24 protein-coding genes are annotated in these 24,956 nt (G+C 75.0%); 9 read left to right on the top strand and 15 right to left on the bottom strand.

Going from position 1 to position 24,956, the window contains the following annotated elements:
- Positions 1-4: 4 nt before the first annotated feature.
- From ACI79G_RS13820 to ACI79G_RS13805, 4 genes are all read left to right on the top strand, one after another.
- Positions 5-913: a universal stress protein gene (locus ACI79G_RS13820; RefSeq protein WP_456881695.1), complete on the top strand. Its 909-nt coding sequence runs from the start codon at positions 5-7 to the stop codon at positions 911-913.
- 131 nt (positions 914-1,044) lie between these two features.
- A complete protein-coding gene (locus tag ACI79G_RS13815; protein ID WP_456881694.1) occupies positions 1,045-1,821 on the top strand; it encodes an ABC transporter permease in 777 nt (258 codons plus the stop codon).
- Between the two features lie 106 nt (positions 1,822-1,927).
- The gene (locus ACI79G_RS13810) at positions 1,928-3,229 is read left to right on the top strand and encodes a trypsin-like peptidase domain-containing protein (protein ID WP_456881693.1); all 1,302 of its coding nucleotides are present in this window, start codon (positions 1,928-1,930) and stop codon (positions 3,227-3,229) included.
- A gap of 189 nt (positions 3,230-3,418) precedes the next feature.
- Positions 3,419-4,699, top strand: coding sequence for a DUF445 domain-containing protein (locus tag ACI79G_RS13805; RefSeq protein ID WP_456881692.1), 1,281 nt, complete (start codon positions 3,419-3,421; stop codon positions 4,697-4,699).
- A gap of 101 nt (positions 4,700-4,800) precedes the next feature.
- Here ACI79G_RS13805 and ACI79G_RS13800 read toward each other — a convergent pair whose 3' ends face one another.
- The 6 genes from ACI79G_RS13800 to ACI79G_RS13775 all read right to left on the bottom strand — a co-directional run bounded on the left by ACI79G_RS13800 (position 4,801) and on the right by ACI79G_RS13775 (position 9,602).
- Complete coding sequence (locus ACI79G_RS13800) at positions 4,801-5,127, bottom strand: hypothetical protein (protein WP_456881691.1); 327 nt, start codon at positions 5,125-5,127, stop codon at positions 4,801-4,803.
- 208 nt (positions 5,128-5,335) lie between these two features.
- Positions 5,336-6,349, bottom strand: coding sequence for a 23S rRNA (guanosine(2251)-2'-O)-methyltransferase RlmB (gene rlmB / locus ACI79G_RS13795; protein WP_456881690.1), 1,014 nt, complete (start codon positions 6,347-6,349; stop codon positions 5,336-5,338).
- Positions 6,331-7,734 (bottom strand): cysteine--tRNA ligase, encoded by a 1,404-nt coding sequence (gene cysS, locus ACI79G_RS13790; RefSeq protein WP_456881689.1) that lies wholly within the window; start codon positions 7,732-7,734, stop codon positions 6,331-6,333. The genes rlmB and cysS overlap by 19 nt, the downstream gene beginning before the upstream one ends.
- Positions 7,735-7,823: 89 nt before the next feature.
- Complete coding sequence (gene ispF / locus ACI79G_RS13785; RefSeq protein ID WP_456881688.1) at positions 7,824-8,327, bottom strand: 2-C-methyl-D-erythritol 2,4-cyclodiphosphate synthase; 504 nt, start codon at positions 8,325-8,327, stop codon at positions 7,824-7,826.
- A 76-nt stretch (positions 8,328-8,403) separates the two neighbouring features.
- Entirely contained in the window at positions 8,404-9,078 is a 675-nt protein-coding gene (gene ispD / locus ACI79G_RS13780) for a 2-C-methyl-D-erythritol 4-phosphate cytidylyltransferase (protein WP_456881687.1), read from the bottom strand.
- 41 nt (positions 9,079-9,119) lie between these two features.
- The gene (locus tag ACI79G_RS13775) at positions 9,120-9,602 is read right to left on the bottom strand and encodes a CarD family transcriptional regulator (RefSeq protein ID WP_073418385.1); all 483 of its coding nucleotides are present in this window, start codon (positions 9,600-9,602) and stop codon (positions 9,120-9,122) included.
- Between the two features lie 158 nt (positions 9,603-9,760).
- Between ACI79G_RS13775 and ACI79G_RS13770 the strand changes: the two genes are divergently transcribed.
- Positions 9,761-10,582 carry a UbiA family prenyltransferase gene (locus ACI79G_RS13770; RefSeq protein ID WP_456881686.1) on the top strand — a complete coding sequence of 274 codons (822 nt, stop codon included), beginning with the start codon at positions 9,761-9,763 and terminating at the stop codon, positions 10,580-10,582.
- A 79-nt stretch (positions 10,583-10,661) separates the two neighbouring features.
- Here the strand turns inward: ACI79G_RS13770 and ACI79G_RS13765 are convergent, their stop codons facing one another.
- The 3 genes from ACI79G_RS13765 to ACI79G_RS13755 form a co-directional block, all read right to left on the bottom strand.
- Entirely contained in the window at positions 10,662-11,561 is a 900-nt protein-coding gene (locus tag ACI79G_RS13765; protein ID WP_456881685.1) for a hypothetical protein, read from the bottom strand.
- A complete protein-coding gene (locus tag ACI79G_RS13760) occupies positions 11,558-12,181 on the bottom strand; it encodes an RNA polymerase sigma factor (RefSeq protein WP_456881684.1) in 624 nt (207 codons plus the stop codon). Before ACI79G_RS13760 ends, ACI79G_RS13765 begins: the two co-directional genes overlap by 4 nt.
- Positions 12,182-12,256: 75 nt before the next feature.
- A complete protein-coding gene (locus ACI79G_RS13755) occupies positions 12,257-13,804 on the bottom strand; it encodes a cryptochrome/photolyase family protein (RefSeq protein WP_456881683.1) in 1,548 nt (515 codons plus the stop codon).
- A 112-nt stretch (positions 13,805-13,916) separates the two neighbouring features.
- Between ACI79G_RS13755 and ACI79G_RS13750 the strand changes: the two genes are divergently transcribed.
- The 3 genes from ACI79G_RS13750 (at position 13,917) to disA (ending at position 17,310) form a co-directional block, all read left to right on the top strand.
- Positions 13,917-14,681 carry a hypothetical protein gene (locus ACI79G_RS13750; RefSeq protein ID WP_456881682.1) on the top strand — a complete coding sequence of 255 codons (765 nt, stop codon included), beginning with the start codon at positions 13,917-13,919 and terminating at the stop codon, positions 14,679-14,681.
- 64 nt (positions 14,682-14,745) lie between these two features.
- On the top strand, positions 14,746-16,110 hold the full coding sequence (radA, locus tag ACI79G_RS13745; RefSeq protein WP_456881681.1) for a DNA repair protein RadA: 1,365 nt from the start codon (positions 14,746-14,748) through the stop codon (positions 16,108-16,110).
- A gap of 114 nt (positions 16,111-16,224) precedes the next feature.
- Positions 16,225-17,310 (top strand): DNA integrity scanning diadenylate cyclase DisA, encoded by a 1,086-nt coding sequence (gene disA / locus ACI79G_RS13740; protein WP_456881680.1) that lies wholly within the window; start codon positions 16,225-16,227, stop codon positions 17,308-17,310.
- Between the two features lie 117 nt (positions 17,311-17,427).
- Here the strand turns inward: disA and ACI79G_RS13735 are convergent, their stop codons facing one another.
- On the bottom strand, positions 17,428-18,114 hold the full coding sequence (locus ACI79G_RS13735) for a MucR family transcriptional regulator (RefSeq protein WP_456881679.1): 687 nt from the start codon (positions 18,112-18,114) through the stop codon (positions 17,428-17,430).
- Positions 18,115-18,191: 77 nt separating this feature from the next.
- Here ACI79G_RS13735 and ACI79G_RS13730 point away from each other — a divergent pair, with 77 nt between their 5' ends.
- Positions 18,192-19,091 (top strand): A/G-specific adenine glycosylase, encoded by a 900-nt coding sequence (locus ACI79G_RS13730; RefSeq protein WP_456881678.1) that lies wholly within the window; start codon positions 18,192-18,194, stop codon positions 19,089-19,091.
- Positions 19,092-19,337: 246 nt separating this feature from the next.
- Here ACI79G_RS13730 and ACI79G_RS13725 read toward each other — a convergent pair whose 3' ends face one another.
- From ACI79G_RS13725 to lysS, 5 genes are all read right to left on the bottom strand, one after another.
- Entirely contained in the window at positions 19,338-21,866 is a 2,529-nt protein-coding gene (locus ACI79G_RS13725; protein ID WP_091218645.1) for an ATP-dependent Clp protease ATP-binding subunit, read from the bottom strand.
- 249 nt (positions 21,867-22,115) lie between these two features.
- Positions 22,116-22,397: a hypothetical protein gene (locus ACI79G_RS13720; RefSeq protein WP_456881677.1), complete on the bottom strand. Its 282-nt coding sequence runs from the start codon at positions 22,395-22,397 to the stop codon at positions 22,116-22,118.
- Positions 22,394-22,717, bottom strand: coding sequence for a hypothetical protein (locus ACI79G_RS13715; RefSeq protein WP_456881676.1), 324 nt, complete (start codon positions 22,715-22,717; stop codon positions 22,394-22,396). Before ACI79G_RS13715 ends, ACI79G_RS13720 begins: the two co-directional genes overlap by 4 nt.
- A 231-nt stretch (positions 22,718-22,948) precedes the next feature.
- Complete coding sequence (locus tag ACI79G_RS13710; protein ID WP_091218653.1) at positions 22,949-23,302, bottom strand: histone-like nucleoid-structuring protein Lsr2; 354 nt, start codon at positions 23,300-23,302, stop codon at positions 22,949-22,951.
- Between the two features lie 149 nt (positions 23,303-23,451).
- Positions 23,452-24,951 (bottom strand): lysine--tRNA ligase, encoded by a 1,500-nt coding sequence (lysS, locus tag ACI79G_RS13705; protein WP_456881675.1) that lies wholly within the window; start codon positions 24,949-24,951, stop codon positions 23,452-23,454.
- Positions 24,952-24,956: the final 5 nt, after the last annotated feature.

The following is a 24,956-nucleotide window of genomic DNA, read 5'->3' as shown; positions in this document are numbered from 1 at the left end:
GCCCGTGTCCACGACGACCCCCACCCCAGCCGGGACGCTGCCCGCGCCCGGCCCGGCGGGCGACGACCCGCAGCCGCCGCCCGTGGTGGTCGGCGCCGACGGCAGCGAGTGCGGGCTCCGAGCGGTCCGCTGGGCCGCCGAGGAGGCCGCCCGCCGCGACGCGCCGCTCCGGATCGTGCACGCCACCCCGCACCTGGGACACCGGGGCGTGGCCGGCTCCCCCGCGGGCGACCTGCCCCGTGCGCGCGGTGCCACCGCGCAGGCGTACACCCTCGCCCGGCACACCGTGCCGTCGCTCGAGATCTCCACCGAGGTGGTGCCCGGCGAGCCGGTGCAGGCGCTGCTGCAGGCCGCCGAGGACGCCCAGCTCGTCGTCCTCGGCATCGCCACGACCGGTGCGGCCGACGAGATGGTCCTCGCCTCGGTCGCCCAGAAGGTCGCCGCCCGCTCGCCCCGCCCGGTGGTCGTCGTCCCGCGGTCCCGGCCGGGCGGCACCGGCTCCCGGCCGCACGTGGCGGTGCTCGGCCTCGGTGAGCGGGAGGACGACGAACCGGTGGCCGTCTTCGCCGCCGAGGAGGCGCTGCGGACCGACCGGCCGCTGCTCGTACTGCACACCCGGGCGGACGACGGCGGCGCGTGGGCCGCGGACTCCTCGCGGTGGGCCGAGCGCTGGCCGGACCTGCGCGCGACCCACACCCCGGTGCCCGGCCCGACAGGTGGGCGGGTGCTGGCCGCGGCTTGCCCGACCCCGTTGCTCTCGATGAGCGCGGGCCACGGTGGGCTGCTGCACCGGCCGATGGACGGGCTGCACCGCTGGCTGCTGCGGCACTGCACCTCGCCGATGGCCTTCGTGCCACCGGTGCACCGGGTGACCGGCAAGGAGCCGCGCGAGGAGATCATCGCCGTCGGCTGAGAGGACCACCCTTCCCCCCACGCCTCGCGGGCCCGGCGCGGGCCCCTGGAGGGTGGCCGACGGAGCCCGGGACGGGGCCGCCGCCCTCCCCTGGCGGGCGGCGGAGGAGGGGCCCGGCAAGATCACCGCCCGTGGGTTCCTCCGTCGTCGACCTCGGCCCCCGGCTCGTGGTGACGCTGACCGCGCTGACCGCGCTCGCCGCGGTGGCCGGCCGGCTCTCCGGCCTCGGCCAGGACCGCCCGGTCGTCGTCGCCGCGCTGCGCGCGACCGTCCAGCTGGCCGCGGTGTCGGCGGTGCTGCTCGTCGTCGTGCGCTCGCTGGCCCTCTCGGCGCTGTTCGTGCTGCTCATGGTCAGCGTCGCGGCGGTCACCGCGGCCGGGCGGGCCACCGGGCTGGCCCTTCGCAGCGCCGGCGTCGCCCGCCGGGTGGGCTCCGCCGCCGTCCCCGTGCTGGTCGGCGCCGTCCCGGTGGTCACCCTGGTGCTCGCCAGCGGCGCCGTGCCGTTGCGCGGTGAGGCGGTCATCCCGATCGCCGGGATCCTCGTCGGCGGGGCGATGACGGCGACGTCCCTGGCCGGCCGCCGGCTGCGGGAGGAGCTGGCCGCCCGCCGCGGCGAGGTCGAGGCCGCGTTGGCGCTGGGGTTCCTGCAGCGCGACGCCGTCCGCGAGGTGCTGCGGCCGGCCGCGGCCACCGCGCTAATGCCGCCGCTGGACCAGACCCGCACCGTCGGGCTCGTCACGCTGCCCGGCGCGTTCGTCGGGGTACTGCTCGGTGGCGGCAGCCCGCTGGAGGCCGGCGCAGCCCAGTTGCTGGTGCTCGTCGGCCTGCTGGCGGCGCAGGTCGCGGCCGTGTGGACGGTGGTGGAGCTGGTGGCGAGGGGCCGGCTGCTCCCCGACGTCCCCCGCTGAGACGTCCAGGCACCTCACAGGAGACCGTCAGCGTCGGGTCAGCGGCGCGGACCACCGTGGTCGTCGGAGGGCGGTGGACCACCGCCCACGAGGAGGACGAGGACACGTGAACCCCTACGGCACCCCCCACCCGGCGCCGGGCCCCTGGGCGCCGCCGGCCTGGCCGCAGCAGCCCGCCCACGGGCAGGCGGCGCCGGGTCAGCAGGCGACGGGGACGGCCACCCCGGGGCACGACACCCTCCCCGGGCAGCAGCCGCCGTTCGAGCAGCCGGGCCCGGTCGCACCCGCGCCCCAGCCGCCCCGTAGGGCCGGCCGGTGGCGGATCGGCGTCGCGGGCCTGCTCGCCGGGGCCCTGATCGGCGGCGGCGCCGGAGCGGGTGTGGCCCTGCTCGCCGACGGCTCGGACGGCAGCAGCGGCGGTGGCACGGCCGCCGCGCAGAACGTCACCATCACCAACCCCGAGACGGCGACCGCGGTGACCGCGGCAGCGGCCAAGGCGGCGCCCAGCGTGGTCACCGTCTACGTCACCGGCGCCTCCGGCTCGGGCAGCGGCTCCGGCGTCGTCCTCAGCGACGACGGCTACGTGCTCACCAACGACCACGTGGTCAGCCTGGACGGCGCCGGCTCGAGGATCGTCTCGGTGCGCACCTCCGACGGCACCCTCTACGACGCCACCGTCGTCGGCACGCAGCCGGTCTACGACCTGGCCGTGCTGAAGCTGGAGGGCGCCTCCGGCCTGACCCCGGCGACCTTCGCCGACTCCGACGACGTGCAGGTCGGCGACCTGGCCGTGGCCATCGGCGCCCCGCTGGGCCTGTCGGACACCGTGACCGACGGCATCATCAGCGCCACGGGCAGGGCCGTGGCCACCGGCTCCACCGAGGGCGACGCCACCGTCATCGACGCGCTGCAGACCGACGCGGCCATCAACCCGGGCAACTCCGGCGGCGCCCTGGTCAACGGCGCCGGCGAGGTGGTCGGCATCAACACCGCGATCGCCACGGTGGCCTCCGGGGCGCCGGGCCAGTCGACGGAGAGCGGCAACATCGGCGTCGGCTTCGCCATCCCGGGCAACACCGCCAAGCGGATCGGCCAGGAGCTCATCGCCGACGGGTCGGCCGAGATCACCTACCTGGGCGTGAGCGCGCAGACCGCCGCGGACCCGCAGCAGTCCGAGGTCGGCACCGGCGCCCAGCTGGTGCAGGTGCAGCCGGGCACCCCGGCCGCCGACGCGGGGCTGCAGGCCGGCGACGTCGTCACCGCGGTCGGCGACCGGGTCGTGACCACCTCGACCGAGCTGACCGCCGCCGTCCGCAGCGCCGCCCCCGGCGACCAGGTGACGCTCACCGTGCGCCGCGGGCAGGACACCCAGCAGGTCGACGTCACCCTGGGCGCCAGCGAGGGCTGATGGAGGACCTCGTCCCCCTCGTGGAAGACCCCCCTGCCCCCCGCCCACTCGCAGGCTCGCGCCAGGCCCCGTCCAGAGGCTCGCCGCGAGCTTGCGAGCGGCGAGGAGGACGGGCTCCTTCCACTGCAAGGAGGCCGTCAGGGCTCGGGGCGGGCCCCTGGACGAGGCCGCCCTCTTAAGCTAGGTGGGGTGTCGTCGAGTCCCCCGAGCGCTCCGCTGGCCGCGTCCCTCGACGACCCCGAGCGGGCCCGCGACCTGGCCCGCATGAAGCGGCTGGCGACCAGTCTGTTCCTGCTCGCCGCCGCGGTCTTCCTGACCTGCGTGCTCCTCGGGCCGGAGACCGGCGCCTGGGTCGGGTACGTGCGGGCCACCGCCGAGGCCTCCATGGTCGGCGCGCTGGCCGACTGGTTCGCCGTCACGGCGCTCTTCCGGCACCCGCTGCGGCTGCCGATCCCGCACACGGCGATCATCCCGCGCAAGAAGGACCAGATCGGCGCGAGCCTGGGCGCCTTCGTCCAGCAGAACTTCCTGACCCGCGCCGTGGTCGAGGACAAGCTGACCACCATCGACGTGCCCGGCCGATTGGGTGCGTTCCTCGCCGCACCCGGGCGGGCCGAGCGCCTGGCCGGCGACGCCGGGGCGGTGCTGCACTCGGTCGCCGGCCTGCTCAAGGACGACGACCTGCGGCCGGCCGTCGCCGGCCTCGTCGACCGCAAGCTGCACGCCACCCCGGCCGCCCCGGTGGTCGCCAGGGTCCTCGAGCTCGTGGTGGACGGCGACCGGCACCAGGAGGTGCTCTCGGCGGGCCTGCGCGGACTGGCCCGGTTCCTGCAGGACAACCGCGTCGTCTTCCGGGCACAGCTGGGCGACGCCTCCCCCGCCTGGGTGCCCGACTGGGTGGACGACCGGGTGTTCGACCGCGCGTTCGCCGGCATCCAGGACTTCCTCGAGGAGGTCGGCGACGACCCCCGGCACGAGCTGCGGCGCGCCTACGACGCCCGGCTGCGCGCCTACGTGCACGCGCTGCGCACCGACCCGGCGACCGCCGCCCGGGTGGAGGAGCTGAAGAAGGAGCTGCTCGAGCACCCCGCCGTCCGGACCTGGTCGGGATCGCTGTGGACCCACCTCAAGGACGCCGCCCTGGCCGCGGCCGCCGACCCCGGCTCGGCGCTGCGGGCCCGCGTGGCGGGGCTGATCCGCGAGGCGGCCCAGCTGCTGCAGACCGAGCAGCGGGTGCGCGAGCTGGTGCAGCGGCACGCACACGGCATCGCGGGCTACCTGGTGGAGCGCTTCTCCGGGGACGTGGCCGACCTCGTGGGCAGCACGGTCGCCCGCTGGGACACCGACGAGACCAGCCGCCGCATCGAGCTCCAGGTCGGCCGCGACCTGCAGTTCATCCGGATCAACGGCACCGTGGTCGGCGGCCTGGCCGGCCTGGTCATCTACACCGTGGCCCAGCTGCTCGCGTGAGGACCCCGTCCTCCCCACCCCTCGCATGCTCGGGGCGGGCCCCTGGACGGGGCCGCCTCCAGGTCACCCTCCGCCGATCGAGGAGGCCCTGGACCGGGTCTTCAGCGGCCGGCGCGCCGGTCCAGCACGGCAGTCGCGAGGGCGAGCGCTCCCCAGGCGGCGGCGGAGACCCCCAGCGCGGCCGCCCTGCCCCGGTCCGGCACGGCCGAGGGCAGGACGGCGGCGTCGGCGCAGTCGCTGAGGACCCGAGCCGCGGTGAGCATCGCCAGGCCGATCACGGCGTCCCGCGCGCCGAGAGCGCGGACGAGGGCCCGCGTCTGCGCGGTGTCGGGCATCCCGGTGGGCCCGATGAGCACCCGGGGCGCGACGACGAGCGCGGCCGAGAAGGTGGCCGTGGCGGCTCCGACCACGGACGTCAACGAGGACATGTCCCCAACCAACCAGCCCGCTCGTGTGGCTGCCCATCGGGACGCCGCCCCGCGGGGCCGTCGACGAGTGGGCCCGGAGGGTCCGTGAGGAGCAGGAGGAACCCGTCCTCCACGCCCTTCGTGGGAGGACCCCGCCCCCTACCGGTCGCGAGCTCGCGGCGAGCCTCTGGACGGGGCCGGCGCGGGACGGGGCCAGGGGCTCAGCGCGTCAGGGGGACGGCTCCTGGCCGCGGTGCGGTCCGGAGGACCGCCGGGCACTCGCTGCGGCGTAGAGGGCGATGCCCGCGGCGACGCTGACGTTGAGGGACTCGGTGTCCCGCGCGATCGGGATGCGCACGACGACGTCGCAGCGCTCGCGCACCAGCCGGGACAGCCCCGCACCCTCGGCGCCGACCACCAGCGCCAGCGGGTCGGCGAAGCCGTCGAAGTCGTGCACGTCGACGTCGCCGTCCCCGGCCAGGCCGACGGTCATCAGCCCGGCGTCCTGGTAGGAGCCCAGCGCGCGGGCCAGGTTGACCGCACGGGCCACCGGCAGCCGCGCGGCGGCGCCGGCGCTGGTGCGCCAGGCCGACGCGGTCATGCCGACCGAGCGCCGCTGCGGCACGACGACGCCGTGCGCGTCGAACGCCGCGGCCGAGCGGACGACGGCGCCGAGGTTGCGCGGGTCTGTGACGCCGTCCATCGCGACCACCAGCGGTGGGCGGCCCGAGTCGCGGGCGAGGTCGAGCAGGTCGTCGGGGTGCGCGTACTGGTAGGGCGGCACCTGCAGGCCGATGCCCTGGTGCAGCGCCCCGCCGGACATCCGGTCGAACTCGGCCTTGCCGACCTCCAGCAGCGGCAGCCCCCGGTCGTTGGCCAGGTGCAGCGCCTCGGTGATCCGCTCGTCGGTCGCCGCCCGGGTGTCTCCGGTGACCACGTACAGGGCGGTCGCCGGGATCTGCGCGCGCAGCGCCTCGACCACCGGGTTGCGGCCGAGCAGCAGCTCGGGCGCCTCCTCCGCGCGCTGCCGGCTGCGGTCGCGCTCGGCCCGGCGCCGGGCGTCGGCGACCGCGCGCCGCTGGGCGGGGTGCCCGGGGCGCATCTCCGCCGGCGGGGTGGCGCCGCGGCCGGCGAGCGCGCGGCGGCCCTTGCCGCCGGTGCCCCCGGAGGCGCCCTTCTTGTGCGCGCCGGTGGTGCGCCCCCGGCGCTGGCTGTTGCCGGCCATCAGCGACTCAGCTCCCATCGCGGTCCCTGCGGGGTGTCCTCGACCTGGACGCCGAGTGCGGCGAGCTGGTCACGGATCGCGTCCGCTGTTGCGTAGTCCTTGCGCGCCCGGGCGGCCTGGCGCTGCTCGAGGGCGAGGGCGACGAGCCCGTCGGCCACCTCCGTCAGCCGGTCGTCCACGCCGGCGGCGGACCAGTGCGGGTCGAGCGGGTCCAGCCCCAGGACGCCGAGCATCGCCCGCACCGAGCCGAGCGCCGCGGCGGTGGCCTCGTCGTCCCCCTCGGCCAGCGCCGTGTTGCCCTGCCGCACCACCTCGTGGACGGCGGCCACCGCGGCCGGCGTGCCCAGGTCGTCGTCCAGGGCCGCGGTGAACTCCGGCGCCGGCTCGGCCTTGCCCGCGTCCGCCCCCACCCGCTCGGCGGCGCGCTTCACGAACGACTCCAGCCGCCGGTACGCCGCGCCGGCCTCGGCGAGCGCGGCGTCGGTGAACTCGATCGTCGACCGGTAGTGCGGCGTGACCAGGTAGTAGCGCAGCTCGACCGGCCGCACCCGCTGCACCACCTCGTCGACCAGCGCGGTGTTGCCCAGCGACTTGCTCATCTTCTCACCACCGAGGGTGACCCAGCCGTTGTGCAGCCAGTACTGGGCGAACCCGTCGCCGGCCGCGCGCGACTGGGCCTGCTCGTTCTCGTGGTGCGGGAAGCGCAGGTCCAGCCCGCCCCCGTGGATGTCGAACTGCGGCCCCAGGTACCGCTCGGCCATCGCCGAGCACTCCAGGTGCCAGCCCGGCCGGCCCCGGCCCCACGGCGTGGCCCACGACGCGGTCTCCGGCTCGCCGGGCTTGTGCGCCTTCCACAGCGCGAAGTCGCGGGGGTCGCGCTTGCGCTCGTCGGTGTCGGTGTCCGCGGCCGGCTCCAGGTCCTCCACCCTCTGCCGCGTCAGCGCGCCGTACTCCGGGAAGGAGCGGACGTCGAAGTAGACGTCGCCGTCCACCGCGTAGGCGTGGCCACGCTCGACGAGCCGTTCCATGAGCGCCACCATGTCCGGGACGTGCCCGGTGGCGCGCGGCTCGTAGGTCGGCGGCAGCACGCCGAGGACGTCGTAGGCGCGGGTGACCGCGAGTTCGTTGGTGTAGGCCCAGGCCCACCACGGCACGCCTGCGGCCTCCGCCTTCGCGAGGATCTTGTCGTCGATGTCGGTGACGTTGCGGACGTAGGTGACCTCGAGGCCGCTGTGCGCCAACCAGCGGCGCAGCACGTCGAAGGCCAGGGCCGAGCGCACGTGTCCCACGTGCGGCGGCCCCTGCACGGTGAGCCCGCAGACGTAGACGGAGGCCTGCCCGGCACGCAGGGGCGTGAAGTCGCGGACCGCGCGGGCGGCCGTGTCGTACAGGCGGAGGCTCACCGCGCGGAGTCTACGGAGCGCAGCACCAGCACGGCGCGGAGTCCACGGAGCGCAGCACCAGCACCGCGCGGAGTCCGCGGAGCGCAGCGTCAGCTCGGCGCGGGGTCCACGGGCGTCGTCCGGACCACCAGGGCCGTCGCCATCGCCGCCCGGCCCTCGCCCCGCCCGGTGAGCCCCAGCCCGTCGGTCGTGGTGGCCGTGACGCTCACCGGGCCGCCCAGCGCCTCGCCGAGCACCCGCTCGGCCTCCGCGCGGCGCGGGCCGACCTTCGGGGTGTTGCCGACCAGCTGGACCGCGGCGTTGCCGACCTGCCACCCGGCCGCCGCGAGGACCTCGCGCACGTGGGCGAGGACGGCGGCCCCGCGGGCGCCGGCCCAACGCGGGTCGTCGGTGCCGAGCAGGCCGCCGATGTCGCCGAGCCCGGCGGCGGACAGGACCGCGTCGGTGAGGGCGTGCGCCACGACGTCGCCGTCGGAGTGCCCGGCGCAGCCGTCGACGCCCGGCCACTCCAGCCCGGCCAGCCAGCAGGTGCGGCCGGCCTCGACCGGGTGGACGTCGACCCCGACGCCCACCCGCGGCAGCTCGGTGCTCATGGGTCGACTCCGGGCTCGTCCCGCTCCTCGGTCTCCGGCGCTCCCTGCGATGCTCGCTCGCCCGCCGTTCCCGCGTTCACCGCGGCAGCTGGAGCTCGGCCAGGGCCAGGTCGTGCGGCACCGTCACCTTCGCGGCCCGCTCGTCGCCGGCCACGGTCACCACCGGGACCCCGGCGGCGCGCACCACCGCGGCGTCGTCGGTGAGCTCGACGCCGTCGGGCAGCCGGTCGTAGGCGTCGACGAGGACGGCGCCGGCGAAGCCCTGCGGGGTCTGCACCCGGCGCAGCGCCTCCCGCGGCAGGGCGCCGGTCACGACGCCGTCGCCGTCGACGCGCACGGTCGTGTCGACGACCGGCAGCACCGGCACGACCGCCGGCGCCCCGTCCGCCAGTGCGGCGAGCACGCGGGTCACCACCTCGGGCGGGGTCAGCGGGCGGGCGGCGTCGTGCACCAGGACCGCGTCGGGCACGGGGCGGGCGGGATCGGTGACGGCGGCGAGGGCCGCCCGGACCGACGCCGTGCGCGTGGCGCCGCCGACGACCGGACGCGCCTCCGGCGGCAGGACGGCGGCGAAGGCGGCCAGCTCGTCGGCCGGCACGGCCACCACCACCTCGGCCACCCCGCTGCCGAGCAGGGTGTCGACCGCCCAGGCGACCAGCGGCCGCCCGGCCAGCGGGACCAGCGCCTTCGGCCGATCCGCCCCCAGACGCAGACCACTCCCGGCCGCTGCGACGATGCCGACAGCGTGCACGGGAGTGGGCTGGAGGTGCGGGGAGAACTCGGGGACCGAGCTCAGCTGGCGAGGACCTCGTCGAGGAGCACCTCGGCCTTGTCCTCGTTGGTGCCCTCGGCGAGCGCGAGCTCGCTCACCAGGATCTGGCGCGCCTTGGAGAGCATGCGCTTCTCGCCGGCGGAGAGGCCACGGTCCTTGTCGCGGCGCCACAGGTCGCGCACGACCTCGGCGACCTTGTTGACGTCACCCGAGGCGAGCTTCTCCAGGTTGGCCTTGTAGCGACGCGACCAGTTGGTCGGCTCCTCGGTGTGCGGCGCGCGCAGCACCTCGAAGACCCTGTTCAGTCCGTCCTGACCGACGACGTCACGGACGCCGACGATCTCTGCGTTGTCGGCCGGCACCCGCACGGTCAGGTCGCCCTGGGCGACCTTCAGCACGAGGTAGGCCTTCTCTTCGCCCTTGATGACCCGCGTCTCGATCGCCTCGATCAGCGCTGCCCCGTGGTGCGGGTAGACAACGGTCTCGCCGACAGTGAAGCCCATGTGTGTGTGACCCCTTTCGCTGTCCACAGGTTACCACGGCAAACTGACGAACGGGACCGTCTGATTTCGTAAACCCGCAGGTCAACGGCCAGAGAGAGTACTCGGGAGGGGTTGACAGGAGCATGGTCGGTGTGCGTGCGAGAGGGGTGCGACCGGGGGTGACCCCCCGTGCGCTGGCCCTCGCCACGCACCCGGGGCCGGCGGTCGCGGTCACCGTCGTGGCCGGGCTCCTCGCCCTCGCCGCCGGGGTGCCCGCGGGACGTGCGGCACTCGTCACGGTCGCCGTCCTCGCTGGTCAGGCGTCCATCGGGTGGAGCAACGACTGGCTCGACGCCGACCGCGACCGGGCCGTCGCGCGGGCCGACAAGCCGGTCGTGCAGGGCGCCGTGGCACCCACGCTGCTGCGCACGCTGGCCGTCGGTTCGGCCGCGGCGGCCGTCGTCCTGTCGCTGCTGCTCGGTCCCGTCCCCGGGCTGCTGCTCCTCGTGCTGGTCGCCAGCGGCTGGGCCTACAACGCCGGGCTCAAGCGCACCGCCGTGTCGGTGCTGCCCTACGTGACCGGCTTCGGGGCGCTGCCGGCCGGGGTGGTGGCGGCGGCGCCGGGAGCGCCGCCGGCGCCGTGGTGGCTGGTCACCGCCGGGGCCGCGCTGGGCGCCGCCGCGCACCTGGCCAACGTCGCGCCGGACCTGGAGGACGACCTGGCCACCGGCGTCCGCGGCCTGCCGCACCGGCTCGGTGCGCGCGGCTCCGCCGTCACCGGGGCGGTCGTGCTGGGGGTGGCCTCGCTGGTGCTGGTCCTCGGACCGGACGGCCCGCCGACCGCTGCCGGGTGGGCCGGGCTGGCACTGGCGGTGCCGGCCGTCGTCGTCGCGGCGCTGGCCGGCACCCGGCGGTTCCGCCGGCTGGCGTTCCCCGCGGTCATGCTGCTGACCGTCCTCGACGTGGTGCTGCTGCTCGCCGGCGGGGCCGCGGTCAGCTGAAGGCGGCACTCCTGCCCCCGCCGCTCGCAGGCTCGCGGCGGGACCCTGCGGGAGGGCCGCCGCGAGCCTGCCCGCGGGGTCACTTCCCGTTCTTGCCGTTGCCGTTGCCGTTGCCGTTGCCGTTGCCGTTGCCGTGGCCGGCCGGCGCCGGCTGCTCGACCACCGGCGCCTGCTCGGCCGACTCCTCGACCGCCGGCTCCTCGACCGGAGCGGCGGCCCGGTCGGCCCGGCGCTGGTCACGGTTCTCGTGGGCCACGCCGGGCATCTGCTGGCGGTTGGCCACGCCGTCGCGGGCGGCCTCGCTGACGCGCTGACCGTGGTTGCTGGACACGGGCTCGGCCGGCGTGTCGTCGACCTCCGTGGCGGGCGTCTCGGTGGTGTCGTCGGCGACACCCTCCCCGGAGCCGTCGCCGGCCGGGTCCGAGGTCGTCGGGGCGGGCACGGGGAGCGTCGTCGGCTCGTCCTCCGTCGGCGCCTCGGGCTGCTCGCCGGCGAGGTCGTCGTCGGTCTCGGTGGTCGACTCGGTCGGCGCGGTGCTCGGGTCAGTCTGCGGAACGGTGCTCTCGTCCGAGACGCTCGTCGTCTCGATGGAGGTCGGCTCGTCCGGCGTGGTCAGCGCGACGGTGGTCGCTGTGCCGGTCAGGGCGACGGCGACGACGCCGCCCGCGGCGGCCGCCTTGGCGACGGCACCAGCGGCGACGAACTTGGCGGTGAGGGTGGAGATCAGCACGTGGGGCCTCTTCCGTGAGGTCCGGGCGGGTCGCCCGGCCGTCCCGCGGGACGGTTCCTGGGTGGGGACGAGGAGACCGGTCGCCAGCAGCTCGGCCAGGGCCGCGTTCGGCCGTCCGGGCTCCGTGGCGCTCGCCCGGACCGCGTCGGTGAACGCGGCCAGGCCCTGCGCGCCCGCGGGCACGGGACGGCCGGCGAGGCAGGCCGCGAAGGCCTCCTCGTCGGCCCGGACGTCGGCTGGCGTGGTCATCTCGCTCCCGTCATCGCCGGGCGGGCCGACAGGGGTGCGCCCGTCGTCCCAGCCGTCTCACCCGTCCGGGGGGTCCCGGCCGGCTCCAGCTCGGCGCGCAGCCGGCGCAGCCCGCGCCGCTGCAGTGCCTTGACCGAGCCCACCGAGCGGCCCATCACCGCGGCCACCTGCTCGACGGTGAGGTCGGCGAGCACCCGCAGCAGCAGGACCGAGCGCTGGTCGGCCGGCAGGCCCGCGCACATGCGGTGCACGGTCTCGGTGCCCAGCCGGGTCAGGACGTCGTCCTCCACGTCGCCGCCGCGCGTCTCGGGCAGCAGGTCGTCGGCGTCGTCGGCCAGCTGGGGACGGCGGCTGCGCCGGCGCCAGTCGTCGACCAGCCGGCGGTGCGCGATGGTGAACACCCACGAGCGCAGGCCGTCCTCGTCCCCCGCGAAGCCGGCGAGGCCGCGGAAGACGGCGAGGAAGGTCTCGCTGGCCAGGTCGTCGGGGTCGAGGGCACCGTGCAGCCGCAGGTACCCGGTGACCGCCGGGGACAGGTCGCGGTAGAGCACCTCGAAGGCCCACGCGGCGCCCGCCTGGGCCGCCGCGAGGACGTCGTCGAACGCCGGACCCGTCGCCATCCGCACCTCCCGCCGTACTCCTGTACGGGAGGGGGATCGGCAGGCGCGGGCCCGAACTGGACCGTCGTCCCCCGGTCAGATGACCTCGGTGCCCCGCAGCCGCTCCTGCTCGACGACCTCCTCCAGGCCCTTGAGCCGGTCCAGCCCCTGCAGCGCGCGGCGCATCCGCTGGTTGGGCGCCAGCCGCTCCCGGTTGCGCTCGAGGAAGGCCCAGTAGCCGGCGGTGAAGGGACAGGCGTCCTCGCCCAGCCGCGTGCGGGGGTCGTAGCGGCAGCCGCCGCAGTAGTCGCTCATCCGGTCGATGTAGGCGCCGCCGGCGGCATAGGGCTTGGTGGCCAGCAGGCCCCCGTCGGCGTGCTGGCTCATGCCGACGACGTTGGCGACCATCACCCAGTCGTAGCCGTCGACGAAGCTGCGGTGGAACCAGTCGGTCATCGCCAGCGGGTCGATGCCGCGCTGCAGCGCGTAGTTGCCGAGCACCATCAGCCGCGGGATGTGGTGCACCCAGCCGTCGCGGCGCAGGTCGCCGAGGACGTCGGACAGGCAGGCGGCCTCGACCGCGCCGTCGTCGAGGTCGGCCAGCCAGTCCGGCACCGCCTCGTGCGCGGCCAGGGCGTTGGCGTGCCGGAAGTCCCGGCCGAAGTGCCAGTAGGTGTGCCAGATGTAGTCGCGCCACCCCATGACCTGGCGGACGAACCCCTCCACGCTGTTGAGCGGCAACGGGTCGCCCTCGGCCACCGAGTCGCGGTAGCGCTGCTCGGCGGCGTGCACCTCCTCCAGCGGGTCCAGCAGACCGAGGTTGAGGGCCGGGGAGAGCAGCGAGTGCGCCATCCAGCGGTCCCCGGTGAGCATCGCGTCCTCGTGCGGGCCGAACGCGCCGAGCCGGGTCCCGAGGAAGTCGTGCAGCCGGAGCAGCGCCTCCTCGCGGGTCACCGGGAACAGCCGCGGGCCGTCGTCCCCCACGAAGGCGACGTCGCCGTCGGCCTCCCAGCGGTCGAGGTCGGCGCGCACCCGCTCGTCGATCTCGTCCTCCTCCGGCCACCACGGCTCGGGGACGGCGAGCCGCCCGCCGGACGGCGGCGGCTCCCGGTTGTCGTGGTCGAGGTTCCAGCGCCCCCCGACCGGCTCGGCGCCGTCCATGAGGACGTCGTGGCGGCGCCGGTTGTCCCGGTAGAAGTCCTCCATGAGCAGCCGGCGTCTCCCCCGGCCATCCGCCCAGCCGGCGAACTCCTCCTGCGTGGCGACGAAACCGCGGGCGGCGAGGACGGCGAGGTCGGGACGGCGCAGGACGTAGTCGCGGCTGCTCCAGGTGGTGGGCGCGCACACGCTCAGCGGCTCGCGCACCCGGTCCAGCGCCTCGGCGTAGGTGCGCACCTGGGAGAACTCCGCCTGGTCGCCCAGCTCGGCGGCCCGGTGCCGCAGCGCCGACAGCACCAGGTGGGCCTTCTGGCGGTGGAACCGGCGGCGCGCGAACACCGCCTTCGACTCGATCAGCAGGACCGGCTGGTCCGGGCGGTCGAGGAAGTGCGGACCGAGCTGGTCGGCGAAGCACCACCGCCGGGTGTCCGGTGCGCGGGCGGGGAACGCGGCCAGCGCCGGGTCGCCCGCGGGCCGTCGCGGCATGCCGGGCACCACCGCCTCACCTCCCGGCGACCATCGTGGGGTGGGCGTTAGGCTCGGCGCGACTCGGGCCATCGACCTGCGGTGGCCGGAACGTCCCTGGAGGTCGACGGCTGTGAACCGCGCACTGCGCGCCGCCACGATGGGTGTCCTGCTGCTCAGCCCGGTCGCGCTGACCGCGTGCAGCGCCGGCCAGGTCCCCCAGACGGCCACCCAGAACCGGGACAAGGTCGGTCCCGAGGCGGCGGTCGGCGACATCACCCTGCGCGCCGTCTCGCTCGCGTACCCGCAGGACGGGCTCTACGCGGAGGGTGACGACGCCGAGCTGCAGATGGCGATCGTCAACGGCGACACCGAGGCCGACACCCTCGTCGGCATCGAGGGCACGGCCTTCGACGGCGTGGTGGTCTCCGGGCAGGCCACGGCCTCCGCCGTCCCGAGCTCCCCGGCGGCCGCCACCACCCCGGCGACGCCGAGCACCCCGGGCGCCGCACCGTCGACACCCACCACCCCCGGCGCCACGCCGTCCGTACCCACCACCCCGGGTGCCACGCCGGCCCCCGGCACGGTGCCGACGTCGAGCGCCCCCGCCGCGCCGAGCCCGAGCACGCAGGTCCAGATCCCGATCCCCGCGGGCTCCACGGTCTTCCTCGGCGGCGCCGGCGGCCCGACGGTCGAGCTGGCCGACCTCTCCGAGGAGCTGACCTCCGGTCAGCGCGTCGAGGTCACCCTCACCTTCCAGCGCGCCGGTGAGGTCACCGTCCCGGCCGTGGTCGCCACGCCCGATCGTGCGCTGCCCCGCGGGGAGCCCTTCGACTTCCACCACGAGGAGGGCGGCTCCGAGAGCCGCGACCAGGAGCAGGACACCGAGACCGAGTGACGTCACGGCGGGCACGCCGTCGTCCTCCCCGGGAACCGTCGTACCCGGCGGTTAGCGTCGGTCCGTGCCACCTGCCGGAGTGAAGTCCCGCCCTGCCCACCGCTGCACCGAGTGCGGCTACGCGTCCGCCAAGTGGGTCGGCCGGTGCCCCGAGTGCCAGGCCTGGGGCACCATCCAGGAGGTCGGCACCCCGGCGTCCCCGCTGCGCGCCGTGGCCGCCGGCCCGGTGACCGCACCGGCGGTGCCCATCGCCCAGGTGGAGCTCGCCGCCGCCCGTGCCGTGCCCACGGGCATCCAGGAGTTCGACCGCGTCCTCGGCGGCGGCCTCGTGCCCGGGGCGGTGCTGCTCGTCGCCGGCGAGCCCGGCGTGGGCAAGTCGACGCTGCTGCTCGAGGTCGCCCACCGCGTGGCCGCCACCAACGGCCCGGCCCTCGTCGTCTCCGGTGAGGAGTCCGCCGCCCAGGTACGGCTGCGGGCCGAGCGCATCGGCGCGCTGCACGACCAGCTCTACCTCGCCGCGGAGACCGAGCTGTCGGCCGTCCTCGCCCACGTCGAGGACGTCGCCCCCTCGCTGCTGGTCCTCGACAGCGTGCAGACCGTGCGCTCCCCCGCCGTCGAGGGCACCGACGGCGGCTCCACCCAGGTGCGGGCCGTGGCCAGCGCGCTGACCGCCGTCGCCAAGAGCCGCGGGATGACCACCATCCTGGTCGGCCACGTCACCAAGGACGGCGCCATCGCCGGGCCCCGCACCCTCGAGCACCTCGTCGACGTCGTCGTCTCCTTCGACGGCGAGCGCCACTCCACGCTGCGCCTGATCCGGGCGATGAAGAACCGCTTCGGCCCGGCCGACGAGATCGGCTGCTTCGAGATCGGTGACACCGGTGTGGTCGGCGTCCCCGACCCCTCCCACCTGTTCGTCTCGCGGCGCACCGCACCGGTGGCGGGCAGTTGCGTCACGGTCACCCTCGAGGGCAGCCGGCCGCTGCTGGCCGAGGTCCAGGCGCTGGTGGCCGCCAGCGGCGGAGGCGGCTCGCCCCGTCGGGCGGTCAGCGGGCTGGACTCGCAGCGGGTCGCCATGGTCAACGCGGTCGTCGAGCGGCGCGGCCGGGTCAAGCTCGCCGACGCCGACGTCTTCGCCGCCTCCGTCGGCGGGGTGCGCATCGCCGAGCCCGCGGCGGACCTCGCGCTGGCGCTGGCGATCGCGTCGGCGGCCAAGGACGTCCCGCTGCCGCGCGGCCTGGTCGCGGTCGGCGAGGTGGGGCTGTCCGGGGAGATCCGGCGGGTCGGCGGCACCGGCCGCCGGCTGGCCGAGGCAGCGCGCCAGGGCTACAAGGTGGCGCTCGTCCCCGAGGACGCCGGCAGTGCGCCCAAGGGCATGCGGCTGGTCGAGGTCCCCGACCTCGGCGCCGCCTTCGCCCGCCTCTTCTGAGGCCGGCCGGGGCCCGTGGTGGCCCCTCGCCGGTGAGCTGCCTCACCGGCGCCCGCCAGTACCGTGGGGGCCACGTAGAATCAGCCGCCACCACGTCGAACGTCAGGAGCGCTCGTGCCCCCCGCTGTGGACTCCGAGGTCGCGCTCCGCGAACTGCTCGGCCGCATCGCACCGGGCACGGCGCTCCGTGACGGCCTGGAGCGCATCCTCGCCGGCCGGACCGGCGCCCTGATCGTGCTCGGCTACGACCGCGTGGTGGAGTCCATCTGCACCGGCGGCTTCGCCCTCGACGTCGCCCTCTCCGCCACCCGGCTGCGCGAGCTGGCCAAGATGGACGGCGCGGTGATCGTCTCCTACGACGGCAGCCGCATCGTGCGGGCCGGCGTGCACCTGATGCCCGACCCGAGCGTCCCCACGGAGGAGTCGGGCACCCGGCACCGCACCGCCGAGCGGGTCGCCATCCAGACCGGCTTCCCGGTGATCTCGGTGAGCCAGTCGATGCACATCATCAGCGTCTACGTCGCCGGACGGCGGTACACGCTGGAGCACCCGACCACGATCCTGGCGCGGGCCAACCAGGCGCTGGCCGCGCTCGAGCGCTACAAGCTGCGCCTCGACGAGGTGGCCAGCACGCTGTCGGCGCTGGAGATCGAGGACCTCGTCACCGTCCGCGACGCGATGAGCGTCAGCCAGCGGCTGGAGATGGTGCGCCGGATCGCCGACGAGATCGAGGGCTTCGTCGTCGAGCTGGGCACCGACGGGCGGCTGCTCGCCCTGCAGCTCGACGAGATGCTCGCCGGGGTCGAGGAGGACCGCGCCCTGCTGGTGCGCGACTACCTGCCGTCCGGGCTGCGCCGTCCCAAGGGCATCGACGAGGTCCTGGCCGAGCTGCGCGCGCTGTCGGCCACCGAACTGCTCGACCTGTCCGCGGTGGCGCGCTGCTACGGCCTCCCGACCTCCGCCGACGCGCTCGACTCCCCCGTCAGCCCCCGCGGCTACCGCCTGCTGGCCCGCGTCCCGCGGCTGCCGTCCGGGATCATCGACCGCCTGGTCGACCACTTCGGCGGGCTGCAGAAGCTGCTCGCGGCCACCATCGAGGACCTGCTGGCCGTCGAGGGCGTCGGCGAGGCCCGTGCCCGGGGCATCCGCGAGGGGCTCTCCCGGCTGGCCGAGACCTCGATCCTCGACCGCTACAGCTGACAGGGAACCCCCTGCCCCCCACTGCTCGCGAGCTCGCGGCGGGACCCTGCAGGGCGCCGCGGCGAGTCCCCGGACGGGGCCGCCGGTGGGCCCTGCGGGGGCCGAGGACGGGGCCCGTCAGGTCAGCGTGAAGGGCACGTCCGCGCTGACCTCGGTGTCCAGCCGGCCGCGCAGCACGTACTGGCCCGGCGCGGGCGTCGTCCGCTCGGCCGTGCAGGACGGCTCACTGGTCAGGCCGCCCCAGGTGAGCGGGAAGGCCACCGACTCACCGGGCGCCAGGGTGCGGGTGTCGCTGCTGGTCTCCGGGAAGCAGTCGTTGCTGCCCCACACCCGGTTGCCGGCCGCGTCGAGCAGCAGGACCTCCTGCAGGCCGGCGTCGAGCACCCGCACGCACGGCACCGACGAGGCGTTGGTGACCACGAGCTCGAAGGTGGGTTTGCCGCCGACCGGCGCGCTGCCGGGGGCGCGGACCTCCAGCCCGATCGCGTCGTCGCTGCACGGGCCGCCCGGCGTCGGGCTCGCCGGCGCGGGCTCCGGCTCGGCGGCTGGTTCGGGGGCCGGCGTCGGCGTCTGCACGCTGGCCAGCGAGGGCACCACCTGCTCCAGGGCAGGCGGCTCGTCGGACGGGTCGGCCGCGTCGGTCGTCGCGGCTGCCGCGGACGTCGCCGTCCCGCCGTCGCCCCCGGTCAGCGCGGCGACGACCAGCCATCCCCCGCCGCCGAGCACCGCCAGCAGCAGGGCCAGGACCAGCAGCCGCCGCCGCCAGTAGACCGCCGCGGGCAGCGGGCCGACGGGGTGCAGCACGCCGGGAACGGTAGTGCGCCACGGCGCACCCACCTGCGGCGGCACGCCGACCCCCGGGGACGGCACACTGGGACCCCGTGGACAGCCCGGCCCGCGCCCTCCCCCCGTCGTCCGACCCGGTCGGCGACGTCCTCGTCGACTGGTTCGCCCGGGCCGCGCGCGACCTGCCGTGGCGCCGGCCGGACACCGACCCGTGGGCCGTGCTGGTCAGCGAGGTGATGCTGCAGCAGACACCGGTCGCCCGCGTCGAGCCGGTGTGGCGGGAGTGGATGGCCCGCTGGCCGACCCCGGCGGCGCTGGCCGCGGCGTCGCCCGCCGAGGTGATCCGCGCCTGGGGCAAGCTCGGCTACCCGCGGCGGGCGCTGCGGCTGCGCGAGACCGCCGTCGCCCTCACCGAGCGGCACGGCGGCGTCGTCCCCGCGGACGTGGCGGCCCTGGAGGCCCTGCCGGGCATCGGGACGTACACCGCCCGCGCCGTCGCCTGCTTCGGGCACGGGCAGCCGCAGCCGGTGGTCGACACCAACGTGCGGCGGGTGGTGGCCCGGCTGGTGCACGGCCGCGCGGAGGCGGCGCCGGCGCGGGCCGCCGACCTCACCGACGTCGCGGCGCTCGCCCCGGCCGACCCCGAGCGGGCGGTGCGCTTCTCGGTCGCGGTCATGGAGCTCGGGGCGCTGGTGTGCGTGGCCCGGACGCCGCGGTGCGCGGCCTGCCCGGTGCGGGGGGACTGCGCGTGGCGGCTGGCGGGCCACCCGGCGTCCGACGGTCCGCCCCGCAGGGTGCAGAGGTTCGCCGGCACGGACCGGCAGGTGCGCGGGCGGCTGCTGGACGTCCTGCGGGCCGCTGAGGGCCCTGTGGCGGCACCACAGCTGGACGCCGCGTGGGACGACGCCGCCCAGCGCTCCCGCTGCCTGGACTCGCTGCTCGCCGACGGGCTGGTCGAGCAGACCGCCGACGGCCGCTTCCGCCTCCCCGCCTGACCGCCACTCCCTGGCCGGTCACCGTCCCCCCGAGTCGGGACGGGCCACGGCCGGGTGAGCGGTTGCGGTCGCCGACACGGGCGGACCCGCCGGGATGGGCGACCACAACTGCTCAGTCGGGTGGGGCGGCGGTCGAGCGGCGATCGGGGACGGGACTCGTCGCCGTGTCGTCCGCCAGGGACGACGAAGGGGCCGCCCCCGCTCGCGATGAGCGGGGGCGGCCCCTTCGTACGGACTACCCGAGGATCACTCGGCCTGGGCGGCCGGGCCCTCCTCGTCGCCACCGGACAGCGCGACCGGCGGGGTGTCGGGGAGGTCGATCGGCTTGGCCTCGCCGCGGAACACGAACCGCTGGTCCGCGCCCTCGCCCTCGACGTCCACCACGATGATCTGACCGGCGGTCAGCTCGCCGTAGAGGATCTTCTCCGACAGCGCGTCCTCGATCTCGCGCTGGATCGTCCGGCGCAGCGGCCGGGCACCCAGCACCGGGTCGAACCCGCGGGCCGCCAGCAGCTTCTTGGCGTCCTGCGTGATCTCCAGCGACATGTCCTTGTTGGCCAGCTGGCTCTCCACGCGGGCGACCATGAGGTCGACGATCTGGATGATCTCGTCCTCGGTCAGCTGGTGGAACACGACGATGTCGTCGATGCGGTTGAGGAACTCCGGCCGGAAGTGCTGCTTGAGCTCCTCGTTGACCTTGTTCTTCATCCGCTCGTAGTTCGACTGGTTGTCGTTGCCGACCTGGAAGCCCAGCCCCACGGCCTTGGAGATGTCCCGCGTCCCGAGGTTGGTCGTGAGGATCAGGATCGTGTTCTTGAAGTCCACGATCCGGCCCTGGCCGTCGGTGAGCCGGCCGTCCTCCAGCACCTGCAGGAGCGTGTTGAACACGTCCGCGTGCGCCTTCTCGATCTCGTCGAAGAGGACCACCGAGAACGGCTTGCGCCGCACCTTCTCGGTCAGCTGGCCGCCCTCGTCGTAGCCGACGTAGCCGGGAGGGGCCCCGACGAGCCGCGACACGGTGAAGCGGTCGTGGAACTCGCCCATGTCGATCTGGATGAGGGCGTCGTCCTCACCGAACAGGAACTGGGCCAGCGCCTTGGCCAGCTCGGTCTTACCGACGCCCGAGGGGCCGGCGAAGATGAACGAGCCACCGGGGCGGCGCGGGTCCTTGAGGCCCGCCCGCGTGCGCCGGATCGCCTGGCTGACGCTCTTGATGGCCTCTTCCTGGCCGATGATCCGCTTGTGGAGCTCCTCCTCCATGCGCAGGAGGCGGGTGGTCTCCTCCTCGGTGAGCTTGAAGACGGGGATGCCGGTCCAGTTGGCCAGCACCTCGGCGATCTGCTCGTCGTCGACCTCGGCGACGACGTCCATGTCGCCGGCCTTCCACTGCTTCTCGCGCTCGGCCTTCTCGCCCAGGAGGGTCTTCTCCTTGTCGCGCAGCGACGCGGCCTTCTCGAAGTCCTGCGCGTCGATCGCGGACTCCTTCTCGCGGCGGATGGCCGCGATCCGGTCGTCGAACTCGCGCAGGTCCGGCGGGGCGGTCATCCGCTTGATCCGCATCCGGGCACCGGCCTCGTCGATCAGGTCGATCGCCTTGTCCGGCAGGAAGCGGTCGGAGATGTACCGGTCGGCCAGCGTGGCGGCGGCGACGAGCGCGCCGTCGGTGATGCTGATCCGGTGGTGCGCCTCGTACCGGTCGCGCAGCCCCTTGAGGATCTCGATCGTGTGGGTGAGCGTCGGCTCGCCCACCTGGATCGGCTGGAAGCGGCGCTCGAGCGCGGCGTCCTTCTCCAGGTGCTTGCGGTACTCGTCGAGCGTGGTGGCGCCGATGGTCTGCAGCTCACCGCGGGCCAGCATCGGCTTGAGGATGCTGGCGGCGTCGATCGCGCCCTCAGCGGCACCGGCCCCGACGAGGGTGTGGATCTCGTCGATGAACAGGATGATGTCGCCGCGGGTGCGGATCTCCTTGAGGACCTTCTTCAGCCGCTCCTCGAAGTCACCGCGGTAGCGGGAACCGGCGACGAGCGCGCCGAGGTCCAGGGTGTAGAGCTGCTTGTCCTTCAGGGTCTCGGGGACCTCGCCCTTGACGATCGCCTGGGCCAGGCCCTCCACGACGGCGGTCTTGCCGACGCCGGGCTCGCCGATGAGGACGGGGTTGTTCTTGGTCCGCCGCGACAGGACCTGCATGACCCGCTCGATCTCCTTGGCCCGCCCGATGACCGGGTCGAGCTTGGAGTCGCGCGCGGCCTGGGTCAGGTTGCGGCCGAACTGGTCGAGGACCAGCGAGGTCGACGGGGTGCCCTCGGCCGGGCCGCCGGCCGCGGCCGGCTCCTTGCCCTGGTAGCCCGAGAGCAGCTGGATGACCTGCTGGCGGACGCGGTTGAGGTCGGCGCCCAGCTTCACCAGGACCTGGGCGGCGACGCCCTCGCCCTCGCGGATCAGGCCGAGCAGGATGTGCTCGGTGCCGATGTAGTTGTGGCCGAGCTGCAGCGCCTCGCGCAGCGACAGCTCGAGCACCTTCTTGGCCCGCGGGGTGAAGGGGATGTGCCCGGACGGGGCCTGCTGGCCCTGGCCGATGATCTCCTCCACCTGCTGGCGGACACCCTCCAGCGAGATGCCCAGGGACTCGAGAGCCTTGGCGGCGACACCCTCACCCTCGTGGATCAGCCCCAGGAGGATGTGCTCGGTGCCGATGTAGTTGTGGTTGAGCATCCGGGCCTCTTCCTGGGCCAGGACGACCACGCGGCGGGCTCGGTCGGTGAACCGTTCGAACATCTGCTGCTTCTCCTCTGACCGGCTGGTCCGGCGCTGCCCTCCCCTGGTGAGGAGGAGCACCCGACGTCCGTCGGCGCGCGGTGCACCGGTCTTCCACTGTAGTCGCGGACTCCGACCCTCCGTCGGTACGCAGGCCCGCACGGAGGAGAGGAGCTGCCCGGTCCAACTGATGCTCCCGGACCGGTGTTCCGAACCGGTTACGCCCACAGCGGACGGCGCGTCGCGGGACCCCGCGCGAGGAGCTCCTGCTCAGCAGGTCAGCGCGAGGCAGACCCAGCAGAGCGGCCACTCCTCGTCGCCGTCGTCCGGCCACACCCACAGGGCCGGGTCGAGCAGCGTGACCGGAGCGAGGCAGAGGGCCCGGCCGGCGACCAGACCGGCGTCCCCGACCGCGTGCAGCCGGCTGGGCGACGTCTCGCCCCAGGGCGAGCGGGGAGCCGCCACGTCCACGCCGACGGTCCAGCGACCCTCGACCGGGACGGCCTCGGGACGACGCCCCGCGGCGGACCACGGCCCTTCGACGGTGCTCACTCGACCACCAGCCGGACGCCCTCGGCGGCCAGCGTGCCGGCGAGCCGGGCGAGCGCCTCGCGGGCGGCCTCGTCGGCGGTGGCCAGGGGCTCGAGGCGGACGGTGACCTGCTGGTGCCCCCGCCGCTGCAGGGCGACGATGCTGCCGCGGAGCAGGTCCACGGCGAGGACGTCGAGGTGTCCGCGCGTCCGGACGACGCCGTGGCGCTGGTCGAGGCTGGCGGTGAAGCTCGGGGCCTGGGGAGCGGCGTCCACCGGCCGCCGATCGGCGAGGGTCCCCGGGTCGCGCGGAACGGTTCTCTCGGCCGCGTCCTGGCTCATGCACCAACCGTCACGAATCAGTCCGGAACACCCCAGGGTCGAAAGTCCCTACCCCGGGCCGCCGGTGACGCTGGGTGCACGGACGACGGCGGCCCGGCACCCCCCTCGAGGGTGCCGGGCCGCCGCGGGTGTCACTCCTGCCCCGACCGCCAGCCTGGTGAGGAACTGGAACGGCCGCCCTTCAGGGGCCCGCGCCGAGCGTGCGAGGCGCGGGGGGAGGGTGGTCCTCCCTCAGTGCGCGGCCTCGTAGGCCTCGACGACGCTGGCCGGGATGCGCCCGCGGTCGCTGACCGCGTGGCCGTTCTTGCGGGCCCAGTCCCGGATGGCGCCGGCCTGCTCGCGGTCCATGCGGCCGCCGCCCCCGGTGGCGCGCGACCGGCCGCCCCCGGAGGCCCGGCCGCTGCCGCGCCCCACCTTGCGCGCGGCCTGCACGTAGCGGGAGAACGCGTTCCGCAACTCCTCCGCGTTCTTCTCCGACAGGTCGATCTCGTAGTTCGTGCCGTCGAGCGAGAAACTCACCGTCTCGTCCGCGGCGACGTTCTCGTCGAGGTCGTCGCTGAGGATGACCTGGACCTTGCGCGCCATTCGCCTTCTCCACTCCCACGCCGCTCCGCAGAACGGGGCCTTTCGTCCCCGGACCCGCAGCCCTTTTCTCTGTCGGACAGCACCATAGACCATTCACGGCGCGGTGAAACCCACCCCGCACAATGGAGTGAGGAGGTGCACTGCCCGGTTCAGGAGGAGAGCGGCCGCACCAACGGGAAGAGGATGGTCTCCCGGATGCCCAATCCGGTGAGCGTCATCATGAGTCGGTCCATCCCCATCCCCATGCCACCGGTCGGCGGCATCCCGTACTCGAGCGCCTCGAGGAAGTCCTCGTCGAAGGCCATCGCCTCGGGGTCCCCCTGGGCGGCGAGGCGGGACTGGGCGACGAGGCGCTCGCGCTGCGCCACCGGGTCGACCAGCTCGGAGTAGGCCGTCGCCCGCTCGACGCCGGCGATGTAGAGGTCCCACTTCTCGGCCAGGCCCGGCCGGGATCGGTGTGCGCGGGTCAGCGGCGAGGTGTCCACCGGGTAGTCCACGACGAAGGTGGGTTCCTGCAGCGTGTCCTGGACCAGGGCCTCGAACAGCTCCTCGACGACCTTCCCGGGCACCCACGCCGGGTCCACGCCGACGTCGTGCCGCTCGGCGAGGGCGCGCAGGGTCCCCATCGGCGTCTCGGGGGTGACCTCCTCGCCGACGGCCTCGGAGACCAGCGTGTGGAGCGGCACCTGCCGCCACTCCCCCGACAGGTCGATCTCGGTGCCGTCGTTGTGTCGCGCAACGTGGTCGCCGAACAACGCCTCGCAACATTCCTGTGTCAGTTCGCGGGTGAGCGTCGCCATCACCTGGTAGTCGGCATAGGCCTGGTACGCCTCGAGCATCGCGAACTCCGGCGAGTGGGTGCTGTCGGCACCCTCGTTGCGGAAGTTGCGGTTGATCTCGAAGACCCGTTCCAGCCCCCCGACGATGCACCGCTTGAGGAACAGCTCCGGCGCGATCCGCAGGTACAGGTCGAGGTCGAATGCGTTCATGTGAGTGCGGAACGGTCGTGCCGCAGCACCCCCGTGCACCGTCTGCAACATCGGCGTCTCGACCTCGAGATAACCGCGTGCGGCCAGTTCCCGACGCAGCGTCGACATCACCGTGGCCCGCTGCCGGACGGTGCGGCGGGCCTCGTCGCGGACGATGAGGTCGACGTACCGGCGGCGGACCCGCAGTTCCTCGCTCATCGGCTTGTGCGCCACCGGCAGCGGCCGCAGCGACTTGGCGGTCAGCTGCCAGGAGTCGGCGAACACCGAGAGCTCGCCGCGCCGCGACGTCCCGACCTCGCCCTCGACGAACACGTGGTCACCGAGGTCGACGTCGGCCTTCCACGCGGCCAGCGACTCCTCGCCGACCCGGTCGAGGGAGAGCATCGCCTGCAGTTCGGCGTCGCCCTCACGCAGCGTCGCGAAGCACAGCTTGCCGGTGTTGCGGACGAAGATCACCCGCCCGGTGACGCCGACCCGCTCGCCGGTCATCGTGTCCGGCTCGAGGTCGGGGTGCTTCTCGCGGACCTCCGCCAGGGTGGTCGTGCGGGCGACGGAGACCGGGTAGGGGTCGACGCCGGCCTCGCGCATCCGGTCCAGCTTCGCCCGGCGCACCCGGAGCTGTTCGGGGAGTTCGTCGTCGGGCGGCGGTACCTCGGTCACGGGTC

The organism is Geodermatophilus sp. SYSU D00779 (assembly GCF_054050595.1).
Note: the sequence above shows the minus strand (reverse complement) of the source record. Positions and strands in the feature narration are given on the sequence as shown.